At 34.5% G+C, this 23,645-nt stretch carries 22 protein-coding genes; 17 read left to right on the forward strand and 5 right to left on the reverse strand.

Annotation, left to right across the window (positions count from 1 at the left end):
- Nucleotides 1-183 precede the first annotated feature (183 nt).
- The 4 genes from dnaA to V7719_RS07855 all read left to right on the forward strand — a co-directional run bounded on the left by dnaA (nt 184) and on the right by V7719_RS07855 (nt 4,292).
- Nucleotides 184-1,611, forward strand: coding sequence for a chromosomal replication initiator protein DnaA (dnaA, locus tag V7719_RS07840; RefSeq protein ID WP_335729326.1), 1,428 nt, complete (start codon nt 184-186; stop codon nt 1,609-1,611).
- 10 nt (nt 1,612-1,621) lie between these two features.
- Nucleotides 1,622-2,086: a low molecular weight protein-tyrosine-phosphatase gene (locus tag V7719_RS07845; protein WP_335729327.1), complete on the forward strand. Its 465-nt coding sequence runs from the start codon at nt 1,622-1,624 to the stop codon at nt 2,084-2,086.
- A gap of 67 nt (nt 2,087-2,153) precedes the next feature.
- Nucleotides 2,154-3,569, forward strand: a complete 1,416-nt coding sequence (locus V7719_RS07850) for a PQQ-dependent sugar dehydrogenase (protein WP_335729328.1) — start codon at nt 2,154-2,156, stop codon at nt 3,567-3,569.
- 3 nt (nt 3,570-3,572) lie between these two features.
- Nucleotides 3,573-4,292, forward strand: coding sequence for an SAM-dependent methyltransferase (locus V7719_RS07855; RefSeq protein ID WP_335729329.1), 720 nt, complete (start codon nt 3,573-3,575; stop codon nt 4,290-4,292).
- Between the two features lie 105 nt (nt 4,293-4,397).
- Here V7719_RS07855 and V7719_RS07860 read toward each other — a convergent pair whose 3' ends face one another.
- The 5 genes from V7719_RS07860 to dapF all read right to left on the reverse strand — a co-directional run bounded on the left by V7719_RS07860 (nt 4,398) and on the right by dapF (nt 8,466).
- On the reverse strand, nt 4,398-5,102 hold the full coding sequence (locus tag V7719_RS07860) for a peptidoglycan-binding protein LysM (RefSeq protein WP_335729330.1): 705 nt from the start codon (nt 5,100-5,102) through the stop codon (nt 4,398-4,400).
- A gap of 108 nt (nt 5,103-5,210) precedes the next feature.
- Nucleotides 5,211-6,083, reverse strand: a complete 873-nt coding sequence (locus V7719_RS07865; RefSeq protein ID WP_335729331.1) for a DUF2279 domain-containing protein — start codon at nt 6,081-6,083, stop codon at nt 5,211-5,213.
- A 41-nt stretch (nt 6,084-6,124) separates the two neighbouring features.
- Entirely contained in the window at nt 6,125-7,168 is a 1,044-nt protein-coding gene (mltG, locus tag V7719_RS07870; protein WP_335729332.1) for an endolytic transglycosylase MltG, read from the reverse strand.
- Nucleotides 7,169-7,693, reverse strand: coding sequence for a GNAT family N-acetyltransferase (locus tag V7719_RS07875; RefSeq protein WP_335729333.1), 525 nt, complete (start codon nt 7,691-7,693; stop codon nt 7,169-7,171).
- Nucleotides 7,690-8,466: a diaminopimelate epimerase gene (dapF, locus tag V7719_RS07880; protein WP_335729334.1), complete on the reverse strand. Its 777-nt coding sequence runs from the start codon at nt 8,464-8,466 to the stop codon at nt 7,690-7,692. Before dapF ends, V7719_RS07875 begins: the two co-directional genes overlap by 4 nt.
- 145 nt (nt 8,467-8,611) lie before the next feature.
- Here dapF and V7719_RS07885 point away from each other — a divergent pair, with 145 nt between their 5' ends.
- The 13 genes from V7719_RS07885 to V7719_RS07945 all read left to right on the forward strand — a co-directional run bounded on the left by V7719_RS07885 (nt 8,612) and on the right by V7719_RS07945 (nt 23,632).
- The gene (locus tag V7719_RS07885) at nt 8,612-10,030 is read left to right on the forward strand and encodes a trypsin-like peptidase domain-containing protein (protein ID WP_335729335.1); all 1,419 of its coding nucleotides are present in this window, start codon (nt 8,612-8,614) and stop codon (nt 10,028-10,030) included.
- A 159-nt stretch (nt 10,031-10,189) separates the two neighbouring features.
- Nucleotides 10,190-11,638 carry a glyceraldehyde-3-phosphate dehydrogenase gene (locus V7719_RS07890; protein WP_335729336.1) on the forward strand — a complete coding sequence of 483 codons (1,449 nt, stop codon included), beginning with the start codon at nt 10,190-10,192 and terminating at the stop codon, nt 11,636-11,638.
- A gap of 149 nt (nt 11,639-11,787) precedes the next feature.
- Nucleotides 11,788-12,396 (forward strand): tRNA (guanine-N1)-methyltransferase, encoded by a 609-nt coding sequence (locus V7719_RS07895; protein WP_335729337.1) that lies wholly within the window; start codon nt 11,788-11,790, stop codon nt 12,394-12,396.
- A gap of 177 nt (nt 12,397-12,573) precedes the next feature.
- The gene (locus V7719_RS07900) at nt 12,574-13,011 is read left to right on the forward strand and encodes a GNAT family N-acetyltransferase (RefSeq protein ID WP_335729338.1); all 438 of its coding nucleotides are present in this window, start codon (nt 12,574-12,576) and stop codon (nt 13,009-13,011) included.
- 149 nt (nt 13,012-13,160) lie between these two features.
- On the forward strand, nt 13,161-13,838 hold the full coding sequence (gene trmD, locus V7719_RS07905) for a tRNA (guanosine(37)-N1)-methyltransferase TrmD (protein WP_335729339.1): 678 nt from the start codon (nt 13,161-13,163) through the stop codon (nt 13,836-13,838).
- 316 nt (nt 13,839-14,154) lie between these two features.
- On the forward strand, nt 14,155-14,508 hold the full coding sequence (rplS, locus tag V7719_RS07910) for a 50S ribosomal protein L19 (protein ID WP_335729340.1): 354 nt from the start codon (nt 14,155-14,157) through the stop codon (nt 14,506-14,508).
- Nucleotides 14,509-15,220: 712 nt separating this feature from the next.
- On the forward strand, nt 15,221-15,793 hold the full coding sequence (locus tag V7719_RS07915) for a pentapeptide repeat-containing protein (RefSeq protein ID WP_335729341.1): 573 nt from the start codon (nt 15,221-15,223) through the stop codon (nt 15,791-15,793).
- A gap of 164 nt (nt 15,794-15,957) precedes the next feature.
- Complete coding sequence (locus tag V7719_RS07920; RefSeq protein ID WP_335729342.1) at nt 15,958-18,177, forward strand: NADP-dependent isocitrate dehydrogenase; 2,220 nt, start codon at nt 15,958-15,960, stop codon at nt 18,175-18,177.
- Between the two features lie 81 nt (nt 18,178-18,258).
- Entirely contained in the window at nt 18,259-19,194 is a 936-nt protein-coding gene (locus tag V7719_RS07925; protein ID WP_335729343.1) for a threonine/serine dehydratase, read from the forward strand.
- 57 nt (nt 19,195-19,251) lie between these two features.
- Complete coding sequence (locus V7719_RS07930) at nt 19,252-21,633, forward strand: TonB-dependent receptor (RefSeq protein WP_335729344.1); 2,382 nt, start codon at nt 19,252-19,254, stop codon at nt 21,631-21,633.
- A gap of 3 nt (nt 21,634-21,636) precedes the next feature.
- Nucleotides 21,637-22,449 carry a DUF4249 family protein gene (locus tag V7719_RS07935; RefSeq protein ID WP_335729345.1) on the forward strand — a complete coding sequence of 271 codons (813 nt, stop codon included), beginning with the start codon at nt 21,637-21,639 and terminating at the stop codon, nt 22,447-22,449.
- Nucleotides 22,450-22,584: 135 nt separating this feature from the next.
- Nucleotides 22,585-23,403, forward strand: coding sequence for an N-acetylmuramic acid 6-phosphate etherase (gene murQ, locus V7719_RS07940; RefSeq protein WP_335729346.1), 819 nt, complete (start codon nt 22,585-22,587; stop codon nt 23,401-23,403).
- Nucleotides 23,393-23,632 carry a DUF6095 family protein gene (locus tag V7719_RS07945; protein ID WP_335729347.1) on the forward strand — a complete coding sequence of 80 codons (240 nt, stop codon included), beginning with the start codon at nt 23,393-23,395 and terminating at the stop codon, nt 23,630-23,632. The genes murQ and V7719_RS07945 overlap by 11 nt, the downstream gene beginning before the upstream one ends.
- Nucleotides 23,633-23,645: the final 13 nt, after the last annotated feature.

Here is a 23,645-nt window from a genome sequence, read left to right on the forward strand (position 1 = left end):
ATATTTTTGTTGTATTTTCGAACAGGTTTAAACATGAGGAAAAAATTCTAGAAAATCAATACCTTTTGATTTTTTTATTAAAAAATTTGTTCACATATTTGTCATGTAGAAATCACACAGGAGAAACTTAAATTTCTCTTTTTTTTGCTGACTAACTAACAACCCTTAAAATTAACTTAGAGAATGGATGTAACTGCGCAATCGGTTTGGAGTAACTGCCTCTCATTTATAAAAGACAACATACAACCTCAAGCCTACAAAACCTGGTTTGAGCCTATAGTAGCAGTTAAGCTTACCGACAATGCTTTAAGTATCCAAGTTCCAAGTAAATTTTTCTATGAGTGGTTAGAAGAACACTATGTGAAAATCCTAAAGGTTGCATTAACCAAACAAATAGGAGAGACTGCAAAATTGGTTTACGTTATCAAAATGGAAAACACCTATGGTAACAAACAACCATTTACTGAAAAGATTCCAAGTTCAAATCGTGGCGCATTAAAATCTCAAGATGTTGATGTTCCATTAAATAATAAAAGTCCAGAGCTTAAAAACCCGTTCGTTATTCCTGGTATTAGAAATGTAAAGATTGAATCACAACTCAATCCTAATTACAGTTTCGAAAACTTTCTGGAAGGTGACTCTAACCGTTTAGCTAGAAATGCAGGTATCGCTGTGGCTAACAAACCTGGAGGCACATCATTTAATCCATTATTGATTTTTGGTGGTGTTGGTTTAGGAAAAACCCATTTAGCACATGCTATTGGTGTTGATATCAAAGACAAGTATCCTGAAAAAACTGTTTTATATATTTCTGCGGAAAAATTTACACAACAATATATTGATTCAGTTAAGAAGAACAATCGTAACGACTTTATTCATTTCTATCAAATTATAGATGTATTGATTATTGACGATGTTCAGTTTTTATCTGGAAAATCTGGAACACAAGACGTTTTCTTCCACATATTTAATCACTTGCACCAAAATGGAAAGCAAGTTGTTTTAACCAGCGACAAGGCTCCTGTTGATATGCAAGATATCGAACAACGCCTGTTATCGCGTTTTAAATGGGGACTTTCAGCAGAATTACAAAGCCCAGACTTTGAAACTAGAGTCTCGATATTAAAAAACAAACTCTATCGTGATGGTGTTGAAATGGAAGATGACATTATAGAGTATGTTGCAAAACATATTAAAACCAATGTTCGTGAATTAGAAGGTGCTATTATTTCATTAATCGCTCAATCGTCTTTCAACAAAAAGGAAATTACAATAAATCTTGCAAAAGAGATCGTAGAGAAGTTTGTTAAAAACACCAAACGTGAGGTCTCAATCGATTATATCCAAAAAGTAGTCTCTGATTATTTTCAAATGGATGTAAGTACACTTCAATCTAAAACAAGAAAACGTCACATTGTACAAGCTAGACAATTGGCTATGTTTTTTGCAAAGAAATATACAAAAGCGTCATTAGCAAGTATTGGCTCTCAAATTGGAAAGCGCGATCACGCTACTGTACTTCACGCATGTAAAACAGTAGATAATCTATCTTCTACAGATAAACAATTTAGAAAATACGTAGAAGATCTCGCAAAAAAATTATCGCTTTAAACACTTTACAATGACAAGCATTCTAATGGTTTGTTTAGGCAATATTTGTCGCTCTCCATTAGCTCATGGAATTTTAGAATCAAAATTACCTAAAGACACCTTTTACGTAGATTCTGCTGGAACGGCAAATTATCATGTTGGCGACTTACCTGACCATCGTTCTATTTCAGTGGCAAGTGGTAACGGAATAGATATCTCTAACCAAAGAGGGAGACAGTTTAAGATTTCAGATTTTGACTCTTTTGATTACATCTATGTGATGGATCAGTCTAACTTTGAAAATGTTATCAAACTTTCTAGAACCACTGACGATATAGCAAAAGTTAAACTCATCTTAGAAGTTGATGATAGCATAAATACCAAAAGAGTTCCCGATCCTTATTATGGAAATATTTCAGATTTTGAACATGTATTTTCACTTTTAGATGCGGCATGCGCAATAATTTCAAAAGCACTAATCGAGAAGGAGACCTAAGAAATTCTTTATTAAATCCTTAATTTTTTCGTATTTTGCCAAAAAAAACCCCATAAAATCTAGAAAAATGAAAAATATTACCCTTTTCCTAGCCTGCCTATTTATGTCTTTTGCTTACGCTCAAGATATTACCTTAGAACTTTATGCTTCTGGTTTATCAAGTCCTGTAAACATGAAACATGCTGGTGATGATCGTCTTTTTGTTGTTGAGAGAAGTGGACTTATAAAAATTGTAAATACGGATGGCTCTCTAAATTCAACGCCTTTTTTAAATATTGATGGTCGTGTGTCTAATAATGGTGATGAACAAGGGCTTTTGGCCATGGCATTTCACCCAGATTATGTGACTAATGGTTTCTTTTATGTCGATTATATCGATAACAGTGGTGATACAGTAATTTCAAGATTTACCCGAAGCACGTTCGATACTGCAGATGCAAGTTCTGAAGTTATACTTCTAAATATATCACAACCTTTTCCAAATCATAATGGAGGCGATATGCATTTTGGACCCAATGACGGGTATTTATATATCTCTACTGGAGATGGTGGCTCTGGTGGTGATCCTGGAAACATAGCTCAAAATCAGAGCTTACTTTTAGGAAAAATATTGAGAATAGATGTTGATGTTACTCAATTACAGATTGATACAGGTACAACATACCTAATTCCAGCAAATAATCCTTTTGTAAGTGATACAGCAGTTTTAGATGAAATCTGGGCTAATGGTTTAAGAAACCCTTGGAAGTTTTCATTCGATAGCTCAAATGGAGATATGTGGATTGCAGATGTTGGTCAAAGCAATAGAGAGGAAATTAATAGAACACTTGGAACTAGTACAGGTGGTGAAAATTATGGCTGGAAATGTTTTGAAGGCACCTCCACTTTTAGTACTGTTTCTGGATGTAGTACAATCACGCACACGCCTCCTGTTGCTGAGTACAACTATGGAGGAAGCCCTTTTAAATGCTCTATCACAGGCGGTTACCGCTATAGAGGCACTATGCAATCTGGTCTACAAGGACTCTTCTTTTTTGCGGATTTTTGTAGTGATGAAATTGGATACGTTGAAGAAACGAACCCAGACAATTTTAGTTTGACATTTTTTGAAGTATTTTCTCCTGGCGGATTTTCTGCTTTTGGTGAAGATGTAAATAATGAATTATTTGTTTGTAGTTTATTAAATGGTGGAATATATAGAATAGTAGATGGCAACTTAAGTGTAGGCGAAGCTTCTATTAATACAATCAAAATGTATCCTAATCCAGCTAAAAATAGTTTGACCTTTGATGTATTAGACACATCCAATCAATTGAGTCATATTAACATTCTTGATGTTCAAGGAAAATTCATTCAGTCGTATTCTGAGTTTGACAATCAATTAATTACCATTTCTACTAAAACACTAACTAGTGGTATTTACATTGTAGAAATCATTAATACGAAAGGAAATAAAAGTATACGTAAACTGATTATTGAGTAAACTATGAATCAAAACTTTGGAAAACTTTACCTCATACCAACACGTCTTGGAGACAATCCACCATTGGAAGTCTTGCCTATTTCAGTAAAAAAAATCATTGAATTGGTCGATGACTACATTGTTGAAAATGAAAAAACAGCACGAGGCTTTATAAAAAAGGTAGATTCTAGGAAACAACAATCGAACTTAAACTTCAAAATTTTAAATAAATACACCCAACCCGAAGAAATCCAAAATTTTATAGACGATTGTAAGAATGGAAAACCTATGGGTTTGCTTTCTGAAGCAGGCTGTCCTGGTATTGCAGATCCTGGAGCTGATATTGTACGATTAGCTCATGACAATAATATTCAGGTTGTGCCTTTAGTTGGCCCATCGTCTATTGTCTTAGCTTTGATGAGTTCTGGTATGAACGGTCAAAGTTTTGCCTTTAACGGTTATATTCCTATCGATAAGTCGGAACGCAAAGCTACTTTAAAACGCTTAGAACGTTTATCGTATGAGCAAGATCAAACACAATTATTTATTGAAACACCCTATCGTAATAATAAAATCTTAGAAGACATTTGTGCAATATTACATCCTAACACCAGGGTATGTATAGCTTGTGATATTACATTACCTACAGAATACATCCGTACAATGACTGTAAACGAATGGAAACACGCCAAAGTCGATTTACATAAACGTCCTGCTATTTTTGTGATACATAAGGATCATTAAAAACAATCTTTATAAGTGCCTTTATGGAACAGTATTAATAATAAAAACAGGAAAGCTAAATAATTAGCTTTCCTGTTTCTGTGTTTTTCAATAAATATCTATTCCCTACAAGATAGCCTTAGCTTTCCTATCAGCTTCAACAAAAGACGTATCATAACCTGAGAACTTCTTCATATAGTATCGTACAGACGATCCATAGGCGTCAGAAACATTCTGACTTCCGTAGCTTCTTAAAAACTTCTTAACGCTTCCTGGGCCAGCTAAATGCGCTGCAGCCAAAATACCAGATTCAGTGATTAAAACACCATTAATCTTTTTCCCTTCAAAACGTTTAATGTCTTTTCTTAAAATCCATTTGTTACGCTCAGCATTAGCTAAAAATGCTTTTTCTTGTAATTCTGGATTATATAAAAATTGTGTTGGATTGTAAATACCAATCATTTTTAAAGTTTCAGCTCCAAATTGGTACTTTCCTAAATATCCTAAAGTATTAACTGTAAAATAGTCTCCTCTAGATTCTTTAAATGCCAATGCTTCTTTAAATCCGTTATATGACTTCCCTAGATGTGGAAAATAAATATGTGAAGATTGAAATGGGTTTGACAACTCATAATTAGATACATCATAAGACATATCGTCATTAGACATTTCTTCATTAAAAGCTATTTCCTTAGAAATGTTATAGTCAAGGTCTAAACCATTTGTAGAATAATCGTCATAATTTAACGATGCTTCTGGTTTTAGTGCCAAGTAAAGTGTGACACAAATAGCTAATGGTACAACAAAATAATTACCTACTTTTTTAAACATAATAGTTAATTTTAGTAAGCCAAAATCATCCCTTTGTATGACTTACAAATTGCGGATGCAAATATACGCTTTTTTCTATATCTCTGAAAATAAGCTGTTAAAGTGTTGTTAAAAGTAGATGTAGTGGAGCTTTGCGCCATTTTCTCCGTCGTACGAAAACGTTGGAGCTGGCACTTTTATGACGTTCAAAACGTCAAAAATAGTTTTCAACACTCGAGAATTTGTCTTAATTCTAGATAAATCTACATCTAAACTGAGGTAAAATTGACGTCTTCTACTTTGAGTTATAAATAAGTTATCAACGCCCTCTGTTTTTCCGGTCAGCATTCCCTCAGCTCCATAACCAAATGCAACGTTTAGCCACTTAGGAAATTTACTGTCTTTAAAAAAAGAATGCACATTAAGACTTAACCAATAGGTCTGACCATTATAATCTTTTAGCATTTCTTCTAAAAACCCTTCTCCTAATTTGTCTGGACGTTGATTTGCAAATTGGGTTTGATGAAATGAATATTTCATTAGAATCCGTTGTTCATCCCAAAGTAATTCTTGCCCGACGTATAAACCGGTTCCTAATCCGTTAGCAGCCATATCTGACCATGAAAACCCCCATTCATCAGAGTAACCATCAAAGATTTCAACAGCAGTTAAAAATCCCAAACCTAAAGTTGCACCATAAAGTAGCTGGTCCTTTTTTCTGACACCTGCCCAATTTAAAGCACTGGCACCTAATCTTCCCAGTTGATACGAAGAAAAGACATGACCCAATTTATCCATTTGTAACCACTCGTCTGTATCATCTATAGTTTTAAAACTAGACCTTGGGAAATCAGCATACCATAATTGATCGAGTCCAACTAAGGTTAGTGTAGCCAAAGAAGCTTCAGTAATCACAACAGCATTTCGCCGTGAGGTATTAAGGGTGTCACTAGGCTTTAAAAATAAATTCGATTTAGATTGTGATAGTACAGGATGGGTCAACAACCCACATATTAAAATGAATATGTAACGCCTTTTCACGCTTACTTATTTATGCCTTGTGATGATAAGTAACGTTGATATTGTCTTGCATTAACATTATGCTGAGACAGTGTTTTAGCAAATTTATGAAAGCCAAATTTTTTGGCATCAGCAGCAAAATAGAGATACTTATGCTTTTCATAATTAAGTACTGCATTAATTGCAGAAATATCTGGCATAGCAATTAAACCTGGTGGAAGTCCAGCATTCAAATAGGTATTATAAGGCGATTTGATTTCCTTATGCTTATTTAAGACACGTTTAATAATTGTGTTTTTGTATTCTGGTAATTGGTAAGCTGCGAACTTTAGAGTAGGATCGGCTTGAAGCGGCATTCCTATTCTAATTCTATTCAAATAAACTCCAGCAATTCTTGGTTGTTCGCTGGCTTCTTTAGACTCTTCATGCACTATAGATGCTAATGCCATAACCTCATCTCTTGTTAAACCAATAGCTTTGGCTTTTGAATTTCGGTCAGTATTCCAAAAGCGATTGTACTCCTTTAACATTCGATCTCTAAACTGTTCGGGAGACGTATTCCAGAAAAACTCATAACTATTAGGAATATACATCCCAAGTAGAGTTTGCCTAGTAAATCCACTTTCTTTTAAAAAGGCTTCATTTGTCAAAGCATTTAATAATGATAGGCTATCTCCTTCTATTTGGTTGCTTATACGGCCGGCTAATTTTTCTATGCTTTCCTGATTATTGAATGAAATTTTAATTGGGAGATTATTAATTCTTATAGAATTAATAATATCATTATTACCCATTCCTTTTTTTATCACAAAGCGACCAGCGGTCAAGTTTGTCGTATATTTTTTTCTAACAGCTAAAGCATCAAAAGCTTCTATATCGTTTAACAGAGGTTCTAATTGCGCTCTAACGTCAAGATAGGTCGCATCTGAAGGCACAAAAATATAGGCTTCTTCATTATTAAAAGCAGTGTTAGGTGACATCATCGCACCATAAACAAAATAAGCAAAATAAGCTGCAACAAGCAAACCAATAAGAGCTATCGCCCAAAGTATTTTTTTAATGTACATTTAATTCAATAGTATTTGTAAGAGGTATTCATTTTTATAGGATCCATTGACATAGTTCCAGTCTTTTTTGAGTCCGATAATTTCAAACCCATGATTTTCAAACAGTTTCAGACTCTTTTCATTGTCTTCGGAAACATTGCAATACAACTGATGCATGTCCAAATCTAATTTACAATAGTTAATTAATAATTCTAAGGCCACTTTTCCAAACCCTTTTTGACGGTTTTCAGCATCTTTAATTAAAATACCTACACCTGCTCTACGGTTTTTAAAATCAAAATCAAATAAATCTATCATTCCAAGCGCTACATCCTCATAATTACAAATCACCAAACGCAATTGCTTAACTTCAAAAATATCTTTATGCGCTTGCTCCAGATACTGTTTTATTAAGAACTTAGAATATGGTGTTATCGTATTACTAATCTCCCAAATCTCATGATTATTCTCAATTTCATGTATAAAATCTAGGTCTTCAGGCTCTAAAGCTCTTAAATAAATATGTTCGCCTTTGAGTGTTATCATAAAATATGTCCTTTAAAAACTTGAGTTGCTGGTCCAATGAGCCAAATATTATTATAGCCATTTCCATGACTTTCAAAAGACACTTTAAGTGCTCCGCCTTCGGTTTGTAATGTGATGAGATTCTTTTCGGTTTCTCCAATATAATGCATCGCTAGAGCAACAGCTGTGACACCTGTTCCGCAAGAATAGGTCTCATCTTCCACACCTCTCTCATAGGTCCTGACTGAAAAATTGTCGTCGGCATTCTTCCTCACAAAATTCACATTGCTTCCGGCTTCATTATAGGGCTCACCACAACGAATTTGTCGGCCTACTGTTTTTATATCTAAATCTGTCAAATGATCTTCCATCTGAACATGATGCGGAGAACCCGTATCGAGAAATACATGAGACGTATATTTTTCAATGGTATTCACATCTAGCATTTGTAGACTTACCAATCCCTTTTCAATAGTTGCCTTATGCAAACCATCTATGGCTTCAAAAGTAGCTTCATTTTTTATAACACCTAAAAATTGAGCAAAAGCAGTAATACAACGCCCGCCATTCCCACACATGGAACTTTCATTTCCGTCGGCATTAAAATAGACCATTCTAAAATCACAAGTATCGTGATTCTCTAAGAGTATCAATCCGTCAGCACCAATGCCAAAACGTCTATCACATAAAAAAGCGATACGTTGGGTATTAGTCTTATCAAAAACTTGTTGACGATTATCAATCATCACAAAATCGTTTCCTGTTCCTTGGTATTTATAAAACATAAGTTGCATAAGTGATGCAAATATAGGAATTATGCTGCGATAATTGTGATGTTAAATGAGCGTTAAATACGACGTTAAAAATCGTTAAAGTTACACATCAACATCAATAAATAACTAATTTTAATCGTTACCTAATTATTAAACAATTTTAAATATGAAAAAGCTTTTAACCTTAGTATTTGTTTCGGTGTTAGGTGGAATTATTACACTATCTGCCTACAAACTTTTTATAGAGAAAGAACAAACCATAACTCTTGAAACCACTCAAGAACAACCGAATTTTATTAATACAAGCTACGATGCAAAAACGATAAATTTGCTCGATGCAGAAAATCCTGACTTTACGGTTGCAGCAGAAAACACTATTGATGCAGTCGTACACGTCAAGAACATGTCGACAGTTTCTTCACCTACATCTTTAGAAGATTTATTCTTCGGAAGACGTTCATCGCGCGCTCAAGTTGGATCTGGCAGTGGAGTGATTATTAATAAAAATGGTTATATCATTACCAACAATCATGTGATTACTGGAGCCAATACCATTTCTATTACATTAAATGATAATCGTGTTTATGAAGCTGAACTTATTGGAACAGATGAAAAAACTGATATTGCCTTATTAAAAATAAACGCACCTGAAGATTTACCGTCTATAGCTTTTGGAGATTCGGATGCATCAAAAGTTGGCGAATGGGTTTTAGCAATTGGAAATCCGTTTAACTTAACCTCCACAGTAACTGCCGGAATTATTAGCGCAAAAGCGCGTGACTTATCAGGTCAAAACTCGCAATCTTTTATTCAAACTGATGCTGCTGTAAATCCGGGCAATTCGGGTGGAGCCCTTGTGAATTCGAGAGGTGAACTAATTGGTATCAATACAGCTATCTCATCACAAACAGGATCTTATATAGGCTACTCTTTTGCTGTTCCAAGTAATATTGCACGTAAAGTTGTTGAAGACATTATGGAGTTTGGTGATGTTCAAGTAGGTGTACTTGGTGTTGTTGGAAGTGCATTAACGAGTCGCTTTGCTGATGAAAATGGTATAGAAACCACACAGGGCTTTTTTGTAAATGAAGTTGAAGATAATTCAGGTGCGAAAAAAGCTGGAATTAAAAGTGGAGATATTATCAAAAAACTAGACCATGTTGAAATCTCTAAATTTTCAGATTTGAGTGGTTATCTAAAAACGAAAAACCCGAATGATATTGTTAATGTCGAAGTTTTAAGAAAAGACAACATCAAGACCATTCCTGTAAAGCTCACCAAAAGTGAAATTATAAGCGTCGATTTTATCAATATGGAATTACGAAATCTTCCTACTAGCTTAAAAAAGAAATACGATATTAAAAATGGTGTGATGGTTCAAGACAATAAAAATGAATTCTTATACTCTCGTGTCGGAATACGACCAGGATACATTATTACCGGAATTAATGATATAGAAATTAATAGTGTGACAGATATTTCGAGGTTTGCTGAAAAACATGGAGCCAATGCCCAAGATGAAATTTACAAACTCGAATACTTAAACCGAAATCTAGAACGAAAAGAAATTATTTTCGATAATTAGGCCGAAATAAAAACGTCATAAAACCCTTCAGCATAAAAATTCTGAAGGGTTTTTTTCTATAAAAAACGCTACGAAAACGTTTGAAATATAGTATTTTTGCAAAAATTTTAACCACAACAACCTGTCTGATTAATAATCAGACATCCTAAATTAAAAACAATGAGTTTGAACGGAACTTACGAAAAAGAACTTGCTTTTCAGGCAGATCGTAGAAGAGCTACAGTTGAATTTATTAAAATTGTTAGTGACCTCTGGTATGACAAATCAATAGAATTGGTGCTTTTTAGAAACCAATTAATTGATCGTAATGTGAGTGAAATTTTAAATCTTCACGAATATGCTGGAGAATTTATACAGAAACCGATTTCGATTTTTGATTCTGTAGAGATTGCTCAAGCGATTAAAATGTTAGACCTTCCTCCTGCTAAATTGGATATTGGAAAGCTAACTTATGAGTTTCTTTTAGAAGATCAAAAGTATAGCAATGCTACTGGATTTGTAGCTGCAAAACTTAAAGATGCTAAAAAGAATAAAAGCATTAAGCCTAAAGATGTTGTATTATATGGCTTCGGAAGAATTGGACGTTTGGTTGCAAGAGAATTGATGACCAAAACAGGAAAAGGAAGCCAATTGCGTTTAAGAGCCATCGTAACTCGTGGCGCCATTGACGAAGTCGTTTTGGAAAAGAGAGCTTCTTTACTAAGAAACGATTCTGTGCATGGTGATTTTTCGGGAACTGTCGTTGCAGACGCAAAAAACAGTGCCTTAATTATTAATGGAACTACTGTCAATATAATTTCGGCAGATGCTCCTGAAGATATTGATTATACAGCATTAGGAATCAATAATGCTTTGGTTATTGATAACACTGGTGCGTTTAGAGATGACAAAGCTTTGGGCAGACACCTAAAATCTAAAGGTGTAGACAAAGTATTATTAACTGCTCCAGGAAAAGGTGTCCCAAATATTGTTCATGGTGTTAATCACTTGGAACACAATCCTGATAAAGTTGATATATTTTCGGCAGCATCTTGTACAACCAATGCCATCACTCCAATTTTAAAGGCTATGGAAGATACTTTTGGCGTAGTAACGGGACACTTAGAAACCATCCATGCCTATACGAACGATCAAAACTTGGTAGATAATTTCCATAGTAAATATCGTCGTGGTAGAGCTGCAGGACTTAATATGGTGATTACTGAAACTGGTGCAGGAAAGGCGGTATCAAAAGCTTTGCCATCTTTCGAAGGAAAATTGACCTCTAATGCTATTAGAGTCCCTGTTCCAAATGGATCCTTAGCAATATTGAACCTTGAGTTAGAAAAGGAAACTTCAATAGAAGCGATTAACACTACTATGAAAAAATACGCACTCGAAGGTGATTTGGTTGAGCAAATTAAATACGAGATGAGTGACGAATTGGTATCTAGTGATATTGTTGGTAGCTCTGCTCCTTCAATCTACGATAGTAAAGCAACAATTGTTCGTACCGATAGAAAAAATGCGATACTATATATATGGTATGATAATGAATATGGCTATAGCCATCAAGTGATTAGATTGGCGAAGTATATTGCCAAGGTAAGACGCTTTACATACTACTAATAGACACTAACATCTAAAATAAATTTTTAACCGTATATAATTTAGCCTCACATTTTGTGAGGCTAAATATTTACTTTAACATGTTGATTTACACATAAATTATTATATTGCCAACGATTAATTAAGCTATTAAATTCAACCAAACCAAGATGAAAACTTTCAAAACACTCCTACTGACTGCATTTACTGTACTTTGTTTTTCAACTTCTTTCGCACAGCAGGCAGATGAAGAAGAGAAATTATCCTTAAATAGTGGAACTATCAACAACCAATTTGAATTTGTTATTAGACGTTCAAACAGCTGGCAAGATTACAAAACGGTAAAGAAAACATGGCTATATGCGCTTAAGGCTCATACGATTGATTCATTGAAAGCTGTTCACAAAGATTTAAATGAGACGCAAGCAATTGTTGATGTGCAAGCTAAAGAAATCGAAGATTTAAAGATAAATTTATCTAGTACAAAAACCGAATTAGGTGATACAATCGTTGAAAAGGATAGTATGAAATTATTTGGCATACCAATGACCAAGCCAAACTATAGTCTGATATTGTGGAGTATTGTTGGTGTATTATCGGCATTATTATTGTTTTTTATCTACAAATTCAAAAACAGCAATTCGACGACAAAACAAGCTAAGCAAACACTAGCAGAAACAGAAGAAGAGTTTGAAGAACACAGACGTAATGCTTTAGAGCGTGAACAAAAGGTAAGACGTCAATTACAAGATATGATTAACGAGCAGAAAAAGGCTTAAACATCAATTTGTCATTCTGAGGCGCTTTTTAGCGACCAAAGAATCTAATAGATTATTAAATATAAAATCTGTAATTTCGATTACAGATTTTTTTTGTTCAATTCTGATTGTGTTAACCTTATCACGTTTAGTGTGACACACTGAGCGCAATCGAAGTGCAATCGAAACGCTTTTTTTATGACTATAACTCATGCACAACTCAAAGATTTAGATGAACTAATTAACTTATTTGATGGCTATCGTGTCTTCTATAAACAAGATTCTAATCTAGCTGCAGCCAAAAGTTTCTTAACACAGCGTCTCATGAAAAATGATTCGATTATCTATATCGCTTATATAGATGACCAAGCTGTTGGGTTTACACAACTCTATCCACTATTTTCTTCTGTATCAATGAAAGCCATTTATATGCTTAACGATTTATATGTTAATAGTAATTATAGAGGCCAAGGTGTTGGCGAAGCCTTAATTAATCGCGCAAAGCACTTATGCCAATCTGAAAACAATAAAGGGCTGGCTATACAAACCGCATTTGATAATCCTGCACAGCATTTATACGAAAGGCTTGGTTTTGTAAGAGATCCAGATTTACAATTTTTTTGGAGGAATGAGTAATCTGGTATTACAAAAAAAGCAAAACTAATTTAACTCCGATTCTAATTCATTGAAATCTAATCCTCATTTATTTAGTTAATCGACCTTCAAAAAATATTCTTCACTCTATAGATCATTTAAATTATCTTTGCATTCTATAAACTCATACAATGCGCATAGACATCATAACCGTTTTACCAGAATTACTAAGAAGCCCGTTTGAAGCCTCAATTTTAAAACGTGCAATAGAAGCCAATTTGGTAAGCGTACATTTTCATAATTTAAGAGATTTCGCCACAGGTGGTTACAAAGCAATAGACGACACGCAATTTGGTGGTGGTGCAGGCATGGTGATGATGGTAGAACCTATAGACAAATGCATTACCAAATTACAAAGCGAACGTGAGTACGACGAAATCATTTATATGACGCCAGATGGTGAACGCCTTAACCAGAGTATCGCCAACCAAGTGTCTCTTAAAGAAAATATTATCATTTTATGTGGACATTACAAAGGCGTGGATCAACGAGTTCGTGATAAGTTTATGACTAGAGAGATATCCATTGGTGATTATGTCTTATCTGGAGGTGAATTAGGAGCAGCTGTATTATGCGATGCAATTATTAGATTAATACCTGGTGTTTTAGGAAATGAAACTTCTGCCCTAACCGATTCATTTCAAGATGGTTTACTCGCGCCTCCTATTTACACTAAGCCAAGAGAGTATGACGGCATGAAAGTCCCTGAAGTTTTATTTAGCGGAAATTTCCCTGAAATAGAAAAATGGCGCGAAGAACAAGCTTATAAGAGAACCAAAGAACGTCGCCCAGACTTGTTAGACGACTAGTTTCAAGTTATAAGTAATTCACATAAGTTAATATTCTAATGTCTAGTGCCTCATGACAAATGTCTTAATCCGTGTTAAGGATTGAGTGGCCTGTTTGAGCTCTCCTGGCGTTTACAGTCAGGAAGCGAGTAACGAAAGCCTGACCAAGACATTTTCGTCTTGGGAACACCCGAAACGATATAGTCTTGGTAGACCAAAAAAAACTAATTAATAATTGCGATTTATCAATTATTAACTATCTTTGCACCACTTTTGGATTAACCTCTGGCGAGAATCGTGAATGTTGGTTTGGAATAATTTATATAAACAATAAAAGATGAGTTCTTTAGTAAAATTTGTACAAGACGAATTTGTAACAAAAAAAGATTTTCCAGAATTTGGAGCTGGTGATACAATCACAGTGTATTACGAAATTAGAGAAGGTGAAAAAGTACGTACACAGTTTTTTAAAGGTGTCGTTTTACAAGTAAAAGGATCTGGAAGTTCACAAACATTTACCATTAGAAAAATGTCTGGAACTGTAGGAGTTGAACGTATATTCCCTATTAACTTACCTGCACTTCAAAAAGTTGAAGTGAATAAAAAAGGTAAAGTTAGAAGAGCAAGAATCTTCTATTTTAGAGGTCTTACTGGTAAGAAAGCAAGAATCAAAGAAGTTAGAAGAAAATAAGCTTCGACCACATAAATTTAAAAAAGCCTTGACATTAATGTCAAGGCTTTTTTGGTTATTAACAAAAGTTAATAACTGCGGTTCATAAAATGTGAATATCTAATCACATCAAAGCGTTGGAATCCTCAAACAAAAACATACTTTAGCTAAACAATTAACAACAAACCTAGTTTGGTTTTGAAAGAAATTTTGAATTTGTGTTAAATTGTAATAAAGTAACGTTCTTTATATAGTGATGTTTTTTGAGATTTTGAAAACTGCAGGTGTATGCCTGTAAGTGGCAAGATCATGAAGTTTAAAGTATATTAGATGTGCAAGCAGGTGATATGGTTTAGGTGGAAAGCTTTGAAAAAGTAACACGAGCGAAAGCGAATGTGAAAAGGATGGGCAATGTTTATACAGACTATCTAACACGTAAGTGAAAGATTAAGAGAAATAAGCATCAAGAAAAACAAACTAAACCGAAGCTAAGTAGTAACATGTCAATACATTTTGAAAGTTACGAAACGTTTCATTGATATAGTGAGACTTGAACCGAAAAGAGACGAGGGAACGAAAGTTCAGCTGTCTTGGTTTTAACAGCAATGTTAAATAGGTCATGCGACACTATCTCAAAAAAGCCATGTCAAAGTAGTCAGCTACAGTGATATGGCTTTTGTTTTTTAAGAGTCTATTCTTTTTATAACTTTGGTTTGCAAAAACCAACGTATTTATGGAGCTTCCCTTTATTAGTGATAAAACCTTTAAAAGCCAAAATTACACAAGCCATCATCTACCAAAAGCGGAATATGATAATTGTACCTTTATTCATTGCGATTTTTCAGAATCTTATATCTCCAATATTAGCTTTTTAGAATGTGAGTTCATCGATTGCAACTTTAGTATGGCTAAGGCTAAAGGTGCCATTTTAAAGGATGTTGTTTTTGATAACTGTAAACTTTTAGGATTCCCGTTTCATGAGTGCAATCCCTTTTTGATATCTATGACATTTATTAAGACACAACTTAACTTGTCTTCTTTTTTCAATTTAAAACTAAAAGCCACTACATTTAATACTTGTAAGCTAGAACAAACAGATTTTACTAATACAGATTTGAGCGGTTCAAAATTCATAAACTGTGATTTGCATCAAACTATTTTTGACCAGTCCATTTTAGAAAAAGTCGATTTCACCAGCGCTCATAATCTTACAATCGACCCAAAGAAAAATAAAATTAAAAATGCGAAATTTTCTAAAGAAAATGCACTCGGACTTCTATCTCAGCACCAAATTTATATTTACTGACATTTCGTGTTTATCAAAGCTTAAATTGATATAGAACAGACTCAATCTATCATTTTAAAAACTTATTTTAAAGACATAAGCTGTTTAAAAAAAACCTTAGTTTTTCGTATATTTGCACAGCTTAAAAATTAAGCATTTACAATACACTAAATTTTACATTGTTTATGGCAAATACTCCTACAATCATTTATACGAAAACAGATGAAGCTCCTGCATTAGCTACACATTCATTGTTACCAATTATAAAATCGTTTACAAAATCGTCTAATATCAATATCGAAAGTAGAGATATATCACTCTCTGCACGTCTTTTGGCAAATTTTCCAGATTTTTTAACGGAGTCGCAACGTGTTCCAGATGCATTAGCAGAATTAGGAGAATTAGCAAAAAACCCAGAAGCAAATATTATCAAGCTTCCAAATATTAGTGCATCTATTCCGCAGTTAAAAGCTGCCATCAAAGAATTGCAAGCTCAAGGTTATGGTTTACCAAACTATCCTGATGAGGCAAAAAATGATGATGAGAAAACGATAAAAACGCGTTATGATAAAATTAAAGGTAGTGCTGTAAATCCAGTATTACGTGAAGGAAACTCAGACAGACGTGCTCCAAAAGCGGTTAAGAATTTCGCGAAAATGAATCCGCATTCTATGGGAGCATGGTCTTCAGATTCTAAAACACATGTCTCTACAATGGCACATGGTGATTTTGCACATAATGAAGTTTCTGTAACCTTACCTGAAGCAACGACTATAAAAATTGTACATAGGGACAACTCTGGAAACACAACTGTTCTAAAAGATGGTCTAGCATTATTACAAGGCGAAATTATTGATGCTACAGTACTAAGCAAAAAAGCATTATTAGCATTTTTAGAAGCGGAAGTAAAAGACGCTAAAGAGTTAGGTGTTTTATTTTCATTACACTTGAAAGCGACTATGATGAAAGTCTCTGATCCAATTATTTTTGGTCATGCTGTTCGCGTATTCTTTAAAGATTTATTCACAAAGCATGGAGATACATTCGAAGCCATTAGTGTAGATGTGAATAACGGTTTTGGAAACTTAATTAGTAAATTAAGTGAGTTACCTGAGGCTAAACGTGCTGAAATTGAAGCTGATATTAAAACTGCATTTGCAAATGCTCCTGATGTAGCGATGGTAAATTCGGACAAAGGCATTACCAATTTACACGTCCCTAGTGATGTGATTATTGATGCTTCTATGCCAGCAATGATTCGTACATCTGGACAAATGTGGAATACCGAAGGGAAACTACAAGATATTAAAGCGGTAATTCCTGATAGTAGTTATGCCGGAATTTATACAGCAACCATCAACTTTTGTAAACAACATGGCGCATTTGATCCAACAACTATGGGAACGGTTCCAAATGTTGGATTGATGGCTCAAAAAGCTGAAGAATATGGTTCACACGACAAGACTTTTGAAATGTCTGCAAACGGAAAAGTTGAGGTTATTGATGCTTCAGGACATGTATTAACATCTCACAATGTTGAAGATGGTGATATCTGGAGAATGTGTCAGGTTAAGGATGCACCAATTCAGGATTGGGTAAAATTAGCTGTCACACGAGCAAGAGCATCTCAAACACCTGCGGTTTTCTGGTTAGATGAAAACAGAGCACATGATGCAGAATTGATCAAAAAAGTAAATATATATTTACCAAATCACGATACTTCAGGATTGGATATTAGAATCCTCTCGCCTATTAAAGCAACTGAATTCACATTAGAACGTATTAAAGATGGCAATGATACAATTTCGGTAACGGGAAATGTATTGCGTGATTACTTAACCGATTTATTCCCAATCTTAGAATTAGGAACGAGTGCAAAAATGTTATCGATTGTCCCATTAATGAATGGTGGTGGTTTATTCGAAACTGGAGCTGGCGGATCTGCACCAAAGCATGTTCAGCAGTTTACACAAGAAAATCACTTACGTTGGGATTCTTTAGGCGAATTTTTAGCGCTTGCAGTGTCTTTAGAACACTTCGGAACGACAAACAGTAATCCAAAAGCAATCATATTATCTGAAACTTTAGATGAGGCTACCGAAAAATTATTAGCTAACGGAAAGTCACCTTCTAGAAAGGTCAACGAACTCGATAATAGAGGAAGTCATTTCTACTTAGCATTGTTCTGGGCAGAAGCTTTGGCAAACCAAACTAAAGATGAGGACTTGAAGAATGAGTTCGCTCAATTATATAAGGATTTACAAGCCAATGAAGCCAAAATTGTCGAAGAATTAAATACAGTTCAAGGGAAGTCAATGGATATTGGTGGATACTATGAACCTAATGAAGCAATCACATCGAAAGCGATGCGGCCAAGTACTACATTAAATAAGATTATAGGATAATAATCTATTAGTACATAAATTTAAAGACTGTCTTTTTGAGACAGTCTTTTTTTTGTTTTAAACATATCGTAAATTTACATTATGACAAAAGATAATCTTAGCACCTGCCACAATAGAATTAAACCCTTTATTCATAATACACCTGTCTTATCATCAAGACTTGTTAATAATCTTGTTGGAGCAGACGTCTATTTTAAATGTGAAAACTTTCAAAAGGCTGGAGCATACAAAATGCGTGGTGCGACCAATGCTATCATGCAACTCACAGATGATCAAAAATCAAAAGGTGTCGTGACGCATTCATCTGGAAATTTTGCTCAAGCCTTATCATTAGCTGCTAAAAGCCAAAATGTAAAAGCTACGATAGTGATGCCTTCCAATTCGCCAAGTGTAAAGAAAAATGCAGTCGCAGAATATGGTGGTCACATTATTGAATGTGAACCAACCATCAAAGCCCGACAAGCTGCTGCTGATCATATTGTAAACGAAACTGGAGCAACATTTATTCATCCATCAAATGATCCAGAGGTCATTTTAGGTCAAGGAACAGCTTGTATGGAATTACTAAAAGAACACCCTGACTTAGACGCAATTTTCTGTCCAGTTGGAGGTGGTGGATTAATTGCAGGTTCTGCATTGGCGGCTTTTTATTTTGGAAATTATTGCGAAGTTTTAGGAGGCGAGCCTCTGGAAGCCGACGATGCCTATCGTTCCTTAATAAGCGGAAAAATAGAAACTAATACTACCACAAATACGATTGCTGACGGATTACGGACACAGTTAGGACATCATAACTTCCCAATCATTCAAAAGCATGTCAAACAAATTATAAGGGTTTCTGAAAATGAAATCATAGAAGCCATGCGCTTTATTTGGGAACGTATGAAAATCATCATCGAACCTTCAAGTGCTGTAACATTTGCTGCTGTTTTAAAGGAAAAAGAACAATTTAAAGACAAAAAAATTGGTGTCATTATTTCTGGTGGAAATGTAGACGTCAACAATCTTCCCTTTTAATAATTAATTAACTTTTAAAGTCATAATTGTCAGAGAGTTCTTTCTTAATTTTGCTTTATGATATCCATTAAGAAAAGCCTCCTACTCTTACTTTCACTTCTATTCGTTCTCAATAATGTCTTTGCTCAAGAAAAATTCACTCTAAGTGGCACGATCACTGATACCAATAGTAACGAAACTCTAATCGGAGTCAATATCATTTTTCCAGATTTACAAACAGGAACCAATACAAATGAATACGGCTTCTACTCTATTTCTCTTCCAGAAGGCAATTATAAAGTACAAATCAGTTACTTAGGATATTCGACGATTACTGAAACCATATCTTTTTCCGAAGATAAAAGCATCAACTACAAGTTAGCAGAAACTACAGAGAGTCTTGACGAAATTGTCATAAAGCAAGATGTAGAAAAGCTCAATATCAAAAAACCACAAATGAGTGTCAATGCGTTGTCAATTAATACGATTAAACAAATGCCTGTGATTTTTGGAGAGGTTGATGTTATAAAGTCCATCACCTTACTTCCTGGAGTTACTAATGCTGGTGAAGGTTCGTCTGGATTTAACGTGAGAGGTGGCGCTGTAGATCAAAATTTAATACTACTCGATGAGGCAACGATTTTCAATTCGTCTCACCTCTTTGGATTCTTTTCTGTATTTAATCCAGATGCCATAAAAGACATTAAACTTTATAAAGGTGGAATTCCAGCAAAGTATGGTGGACGTGTATCTTCAGTGCTTGACATCTACCAAAAGGATGGTAATAGTAACGAATTTCATATGAATGGTGGCATCGGAATTGTATCCAGCCGACTATTAGCCGAAGGGCCAATTAAAAAAGGAAAAGGCTCTTTTCTGTTTGGTGGACGCAGTAGCTATGCACATTTATTTCTACCGCTTTTTGATATAGACAATATTGCTTACTTCTACGATTTAAACACCAAGTTAAGTTACAGATTGAATGATAATAATAGTATCTATCTTTCGGGTTACTTCGGAAGGGATGTCTTTAATATCTCAGATAGCTTTGAGAACACCTACGGAAATACGGTCGTGAACTTTAGATGGAATCATTTATTTTCTGACAAGTTATTCTCAAACATGTCTTTGATCTATTCGGATTACTACTATGGCTTAAATCTAGATTTTGTAGAATTTGATTGGGATTCAGGAATTCAGAATTTCAACTTCAAATATGATTTAAAACACTACGTCAATAATAATTTCAAATTGGAATATGGTTTAAATAGTATCTACTATAAATTTAATCCAGGAGAGATACAACCTTCAACAGAAAGCTCTGGAATTAATCCGTTTAAATTAACAGACAAATATGCGTTCGAAAACGCCGTCTATATCGATGCCGAACATAAAATCTCAGATAAATTATCTGTATCCTATGGATTGAGGTTAAGTTCCTTTTTGAGATTAGGCCAAGATGAATTAAACGTTTACGAAAATAACAATCCGATCATTTTTAATGAAGAGCTTCAAATTTATGAAAAAGCCGAGCCTATAGATACCGAAAATTTCAGTAGAAGTGATGTCATCGAATCATTTATGAATCTAGAGCCTAGATTGTCTTTAGCGTATCAAATTAATGATAATTCATCTGTAAAAGCCAGCTACAATAGAATGAGCCAGTACTTGCATTTATTATCAAATACAACATCACCAACACCATTAGATGTATGGACACCAAGCGGGAAATATGCAAAACCACAATTGCTAGATCAAGTGGCTGTTGGTTATTTTAGAACGTTTAAAGACAATGAATTCTCACTAGAGGTAGAAAGTTTTTATAAGACCATTAAAAATAGAATAGACTATGTAGATGGTGCCGATTTAATTGCAAACAATGCCATTGAGCAAGTGATCCTAAATGGAGAAGCTAGAGCATACGGATTAGAAGTCTTATTTAGAAAAAATGAAGGAAAATTTAAAGGCTGGTTCGCATATACACTATCAAAATCAGAACAAAAAACAGAAGGCAGAACAGCTTTAGAAACAGGCATCAATAATGGTCAATGGTATAGCACAGCTTATGATAAAACACATGATATTTCACTAACTGGAAGTTATGAACTCAATGATAAATGGACATTTGGTAGTAATTTCCTATTTCAAACTGGGCAACCTACAACATTTCCAAACGGACAATATGAATACAACGGAATCACTATTCCGAATTATGAATCCAGAAATTCTAGTAGACTCCAATCATATAACAGATTAGATATCTCAGCAACCTATAATCCTAAACCAAACTCAACAAAACGATGGAAAGGCGAATGGGTTTTTGGAATATATAATGTTTATAACAGACGAAACGCAGCCTCTATTAATTTTGGAGAGAATAGAATGACTGGAAGAAATGAGGCAACGCGATTGGCCATATTTGGCGTTATTCCATCCGTTTCGTATAATTTTAAATTCTAAGCAATGAAAAAGTACATTTACATACTATTAGGTCTATTGATATTTTCTTGCGAGGATGTTATTGATGTCGATTTAAATAACGCTGGACCAAAACTAGTGATTGATGCTTCAATTAATTGGTTTAAAAATACTACTGGTAATGATCAAAGTGTAAAATTATCCTTATCTGCACCTTACTTTGATGACGCAGTTCCTCCAGCAACTGGAGCCGAAGTTCGTATTATAAAAGCCAGTGATGCTGTTTTTATTTTCACTGAAGAAGGCACTACTGGAATTTATAAAAACAGTTCGTTTATTCCGCAATTAAATGAAACTTATAGTTTGGAGATTACCTATCAAGGTGAAACGTATACGGCAACAGAAACTTTAAAATCTGTAGTCGATATCGATTATGTAGAACAAAATGATGAGGGTGGTTTTTCAGGTGATGAAACCGAACTTAAAGCATTTTACACCGATCCTGTTGACGAAGAGAACTACTATTTCTTTGAGTTTATAAGTGATATTCCAGAAATTCCAGACCTTGAGGTATATGATGATGAGTTCACCGATGGTAATCAAATTTTCGGGTTCTACACCGAAGAAGAGCTTGAAGCTGGTGACCTAGTGACCATAAGAAATTACGGTGTTTCAGAACGTTTCTACGAGTTTATGTTTATACTACTTCAACAAAACTCAGAAGAAGGCGGAGGCCCTTTTGAAACACAACCTGCAACCGTTCGAGGCAATTGCATCAATGAAACCAACCCCGAGAATTTTCCACTTGGATATTTCAGGTTATCTGAAGTTGCCGAACTAATTTATACGGTTGAGTAACTGATTTTGGGCGTTACCCTTTGAAGTAAAAACTTCAAAGGGTCGTGTCATACGTTATATCTTTTTGTCAAAAAACACAAAAAGGATGTCACTGCTACCACTAACGCAAAAGAAAAATTTAGCTATTTTTACACTATGACATTCACAAAAACAACTGAGCAAGATTCAAATCATAATCATTTAGAAAAAATGACTATAAATGAATTGCTGACACATATGAACAGTGAAGATCAAACTGTTCCTCTCGCTGTAGAAAAAGCCATTCCTCAAATTGAAAAACTAATAGAGCAAATTGTAGCCAAGTTAAAAGATGGTGGTCGTTTGTTCTATATTGGAGCTGGAACTAGTGGACGACTTGGTATTTTAGATGCATCAGAATGCCCGCCAACCTTTGGAGTCTCTCATGATTTAGTCATTGGTCTTATCGCAGGTGGAGATATAGCAATCAGAAAAGCTGTAGAATTTGCTGAAGACTCAACAACACAAGGCTGGAAAGACTTACAAGAATTTAATATTTCAAAAAAAGATGTTGTAATTGGTATTGCAGCTTCGGGAACGACACCCTATGTTATTGCAGCGCTAGAACAATGTAATTCAAAAGAGATGATAACGGGTTGTATCACTTGTAATAAAAATAGTCCGCTATCACATGTCTCACAATATCCTATTGAAGTCGTTGTCGGACCAGAATTTGTCACAGGAAGTTCACGAATGAAAGCAGGTACAGCGCAGAAACTAGTCCTAAATATGATTACGACTTCTACCATGATTAAACTCAATAAAGTGAAAGGGAATAAAATGGTAGATATGCAATTAAGTAATAATAAACTGGTTGATCGAGGTATCAAAATGCTTGTTAAAGAATTAGATATTACTTTTGAGGAAGCCCAGAGTTTATTAGAAAAACATAAAAACGTTAGAACTGCAATTCAAAACTATAATCATGGAAACTGAAACTAAAAGAACCGACAAAGAGGTATTGGTTAAAGGCATTAAAACTATGGGTCTTACTGTAATACTCATGTTCTTAGGCCCTACGTTGTTCTATGTCGGACTCAGTAATCCAGATAAGCCTTTATATATTCCAATTCTAATCGCAGCAGCCATCATTTGCATTCTAGCCATCTACTTTGCCTTTAAAGGATTAAAAACAATTATGGATAGTATGTTTAAGAAATCTTAATCGTACAATCTAA

It is taken from the genome of Psychroserpens sp., from assembly GCF_036960315.1.
GTDB lineage: Bacteria > Bacteroidota > Bacteroidia > Flavobacteriales > Flavobacteriaceae > Psychroserpens.

Coding starts and splice junctions, on each gene's coding strand:
- dnaA (WP_335729326.1), top strand. CDS start 184: ATGGATGTAACTGCGCAATCGGTTTGGAGTAACTGCCTCTCATTTATA.
- V7719_RS07845 (WP_335729327.1), top strand. CDS start 1,622: ATGACAAGCATTCTAATGGTTTGTTTAGGCAATATTTGTCGCTCTCCA.
- V7719_RS07850 (WP_335729328.1), top strand. CDS start 2,154: ATGAAAAATATTACCCTTTTCCTAGCCTGCCTATTTATGTCTTTTGCT.
- V7719_RS07855 (WP_335729329.1), top strand. CDS start 3,573: ATGAATCAAAACTTTGGAAAACTTTACCTCATACCAACACGTCTTGGA.
- V7719_RS07860 (WP_335729330.1), bottom strand. CDS start 5,102: ATGTTTAAAAAAGTAGGTAATTATTTTGTTGTACCATTAGCTATTTGT.
- mltG (WP_335729332.1), bottom strand. CDS start 7,168: ATGTACATTAAAAAAATACTTTGGGCGATAGCTCTTATTGGTTTGCTT.
- V7719_RS07875 (WP_335729333.1), bottom strand. CDS start 7,693: ATGATAACACTCAAAGGCGAACATATTTATTTAAGAGCTTTAGAGCCT.
- dapF (WP_335729334.1), bottom strand. CDS start 8,466: ATGCAACTTATGTTTTATAAATACCAAGGAACAGGAAACGATTTTGTG.
- V7719_RS07885 (WP_335729335.1), top strand. CDS start 8,612: ATGAAAAAGCTTTTAACCTTAGTATTTGTTTCGGTGTTAGGTGGAATT.
- V7719_RS07890 (WP_335729336.1), top strand. CDS start 10,190: ATGAGTTTGAACGGAACTTACGAAAAAGAACTTGCTTTTCAGGCAGAT.
- V7719_RS07895 (WP_335729337.1), top strand. CDS start 11,788: ATGAAAACTTTCAAAACACTCCTACTGACTGCATTTACTGTACTTTGT.
- V7719_RS07900 (WP_335729338.1), top strand. CDS start 12,574: ATGACTATAACTCATGCACAACTCAAAGATTTAGATGAACTAATTAAC.
- trmD (WP_335729339.1), top strand. CDS start 13,161: ATGCGCATAGACATCATAACCGTTTTACCAGAATTACTAAGAAGCCCG.
- rplS (WP_335729340.1), top strand. CDS start 14,155: ATGAGTTCTTTAGTAAAATTTGTACAAGACGAATTTGTAACAAAAAAA.
- V7719_RS07915 (WP_335729341.1), top strand. CDS start 15,221: ATGGAGCTTCCCTTTATTAGTGATAAAACCTTTAAAAGCCAAAATTAC.
- V7719_RS07920 (WP_335729342.1), top strand. CDS start 15,958: ATGGCAAATACTCCTACAATCATTTATACGAAAACAGATGAAGCTCCT.
- V7719_RS07925 (WP_335729343.1), top strand. CDS start 18,259: ATGACAAAAGATAATCTTAGCACCTGCCACAATAGAATTAAACCCTTT.
- V7719_RS07930 (WP_335729344.1), top strand. CDS start 19,252: ATGATATCCATTAAGAAAAGCCTCCTACTCTTACTTTCACTTCTATTC.
- V7719_RS07935 (WP_335729345.1), top strand. CDS start 21,637: ATGAAAAAGTACATTTACATACTATTAGGTCTATTGATATTTTCTTGC.
- murQ (WP_335729346.1), top strand. CDS start 22,585: ATGACATTCACAAAAACAACTGAGCAAGATTCAAATCATAATCATTTA.
- V7719_RS07945 (WP_335729347.1), top strand. CDS start 23,393: ATGGAAACTGAAACTAAAAGAACCGACAAAGAGGTATTGGTTAAAGGC.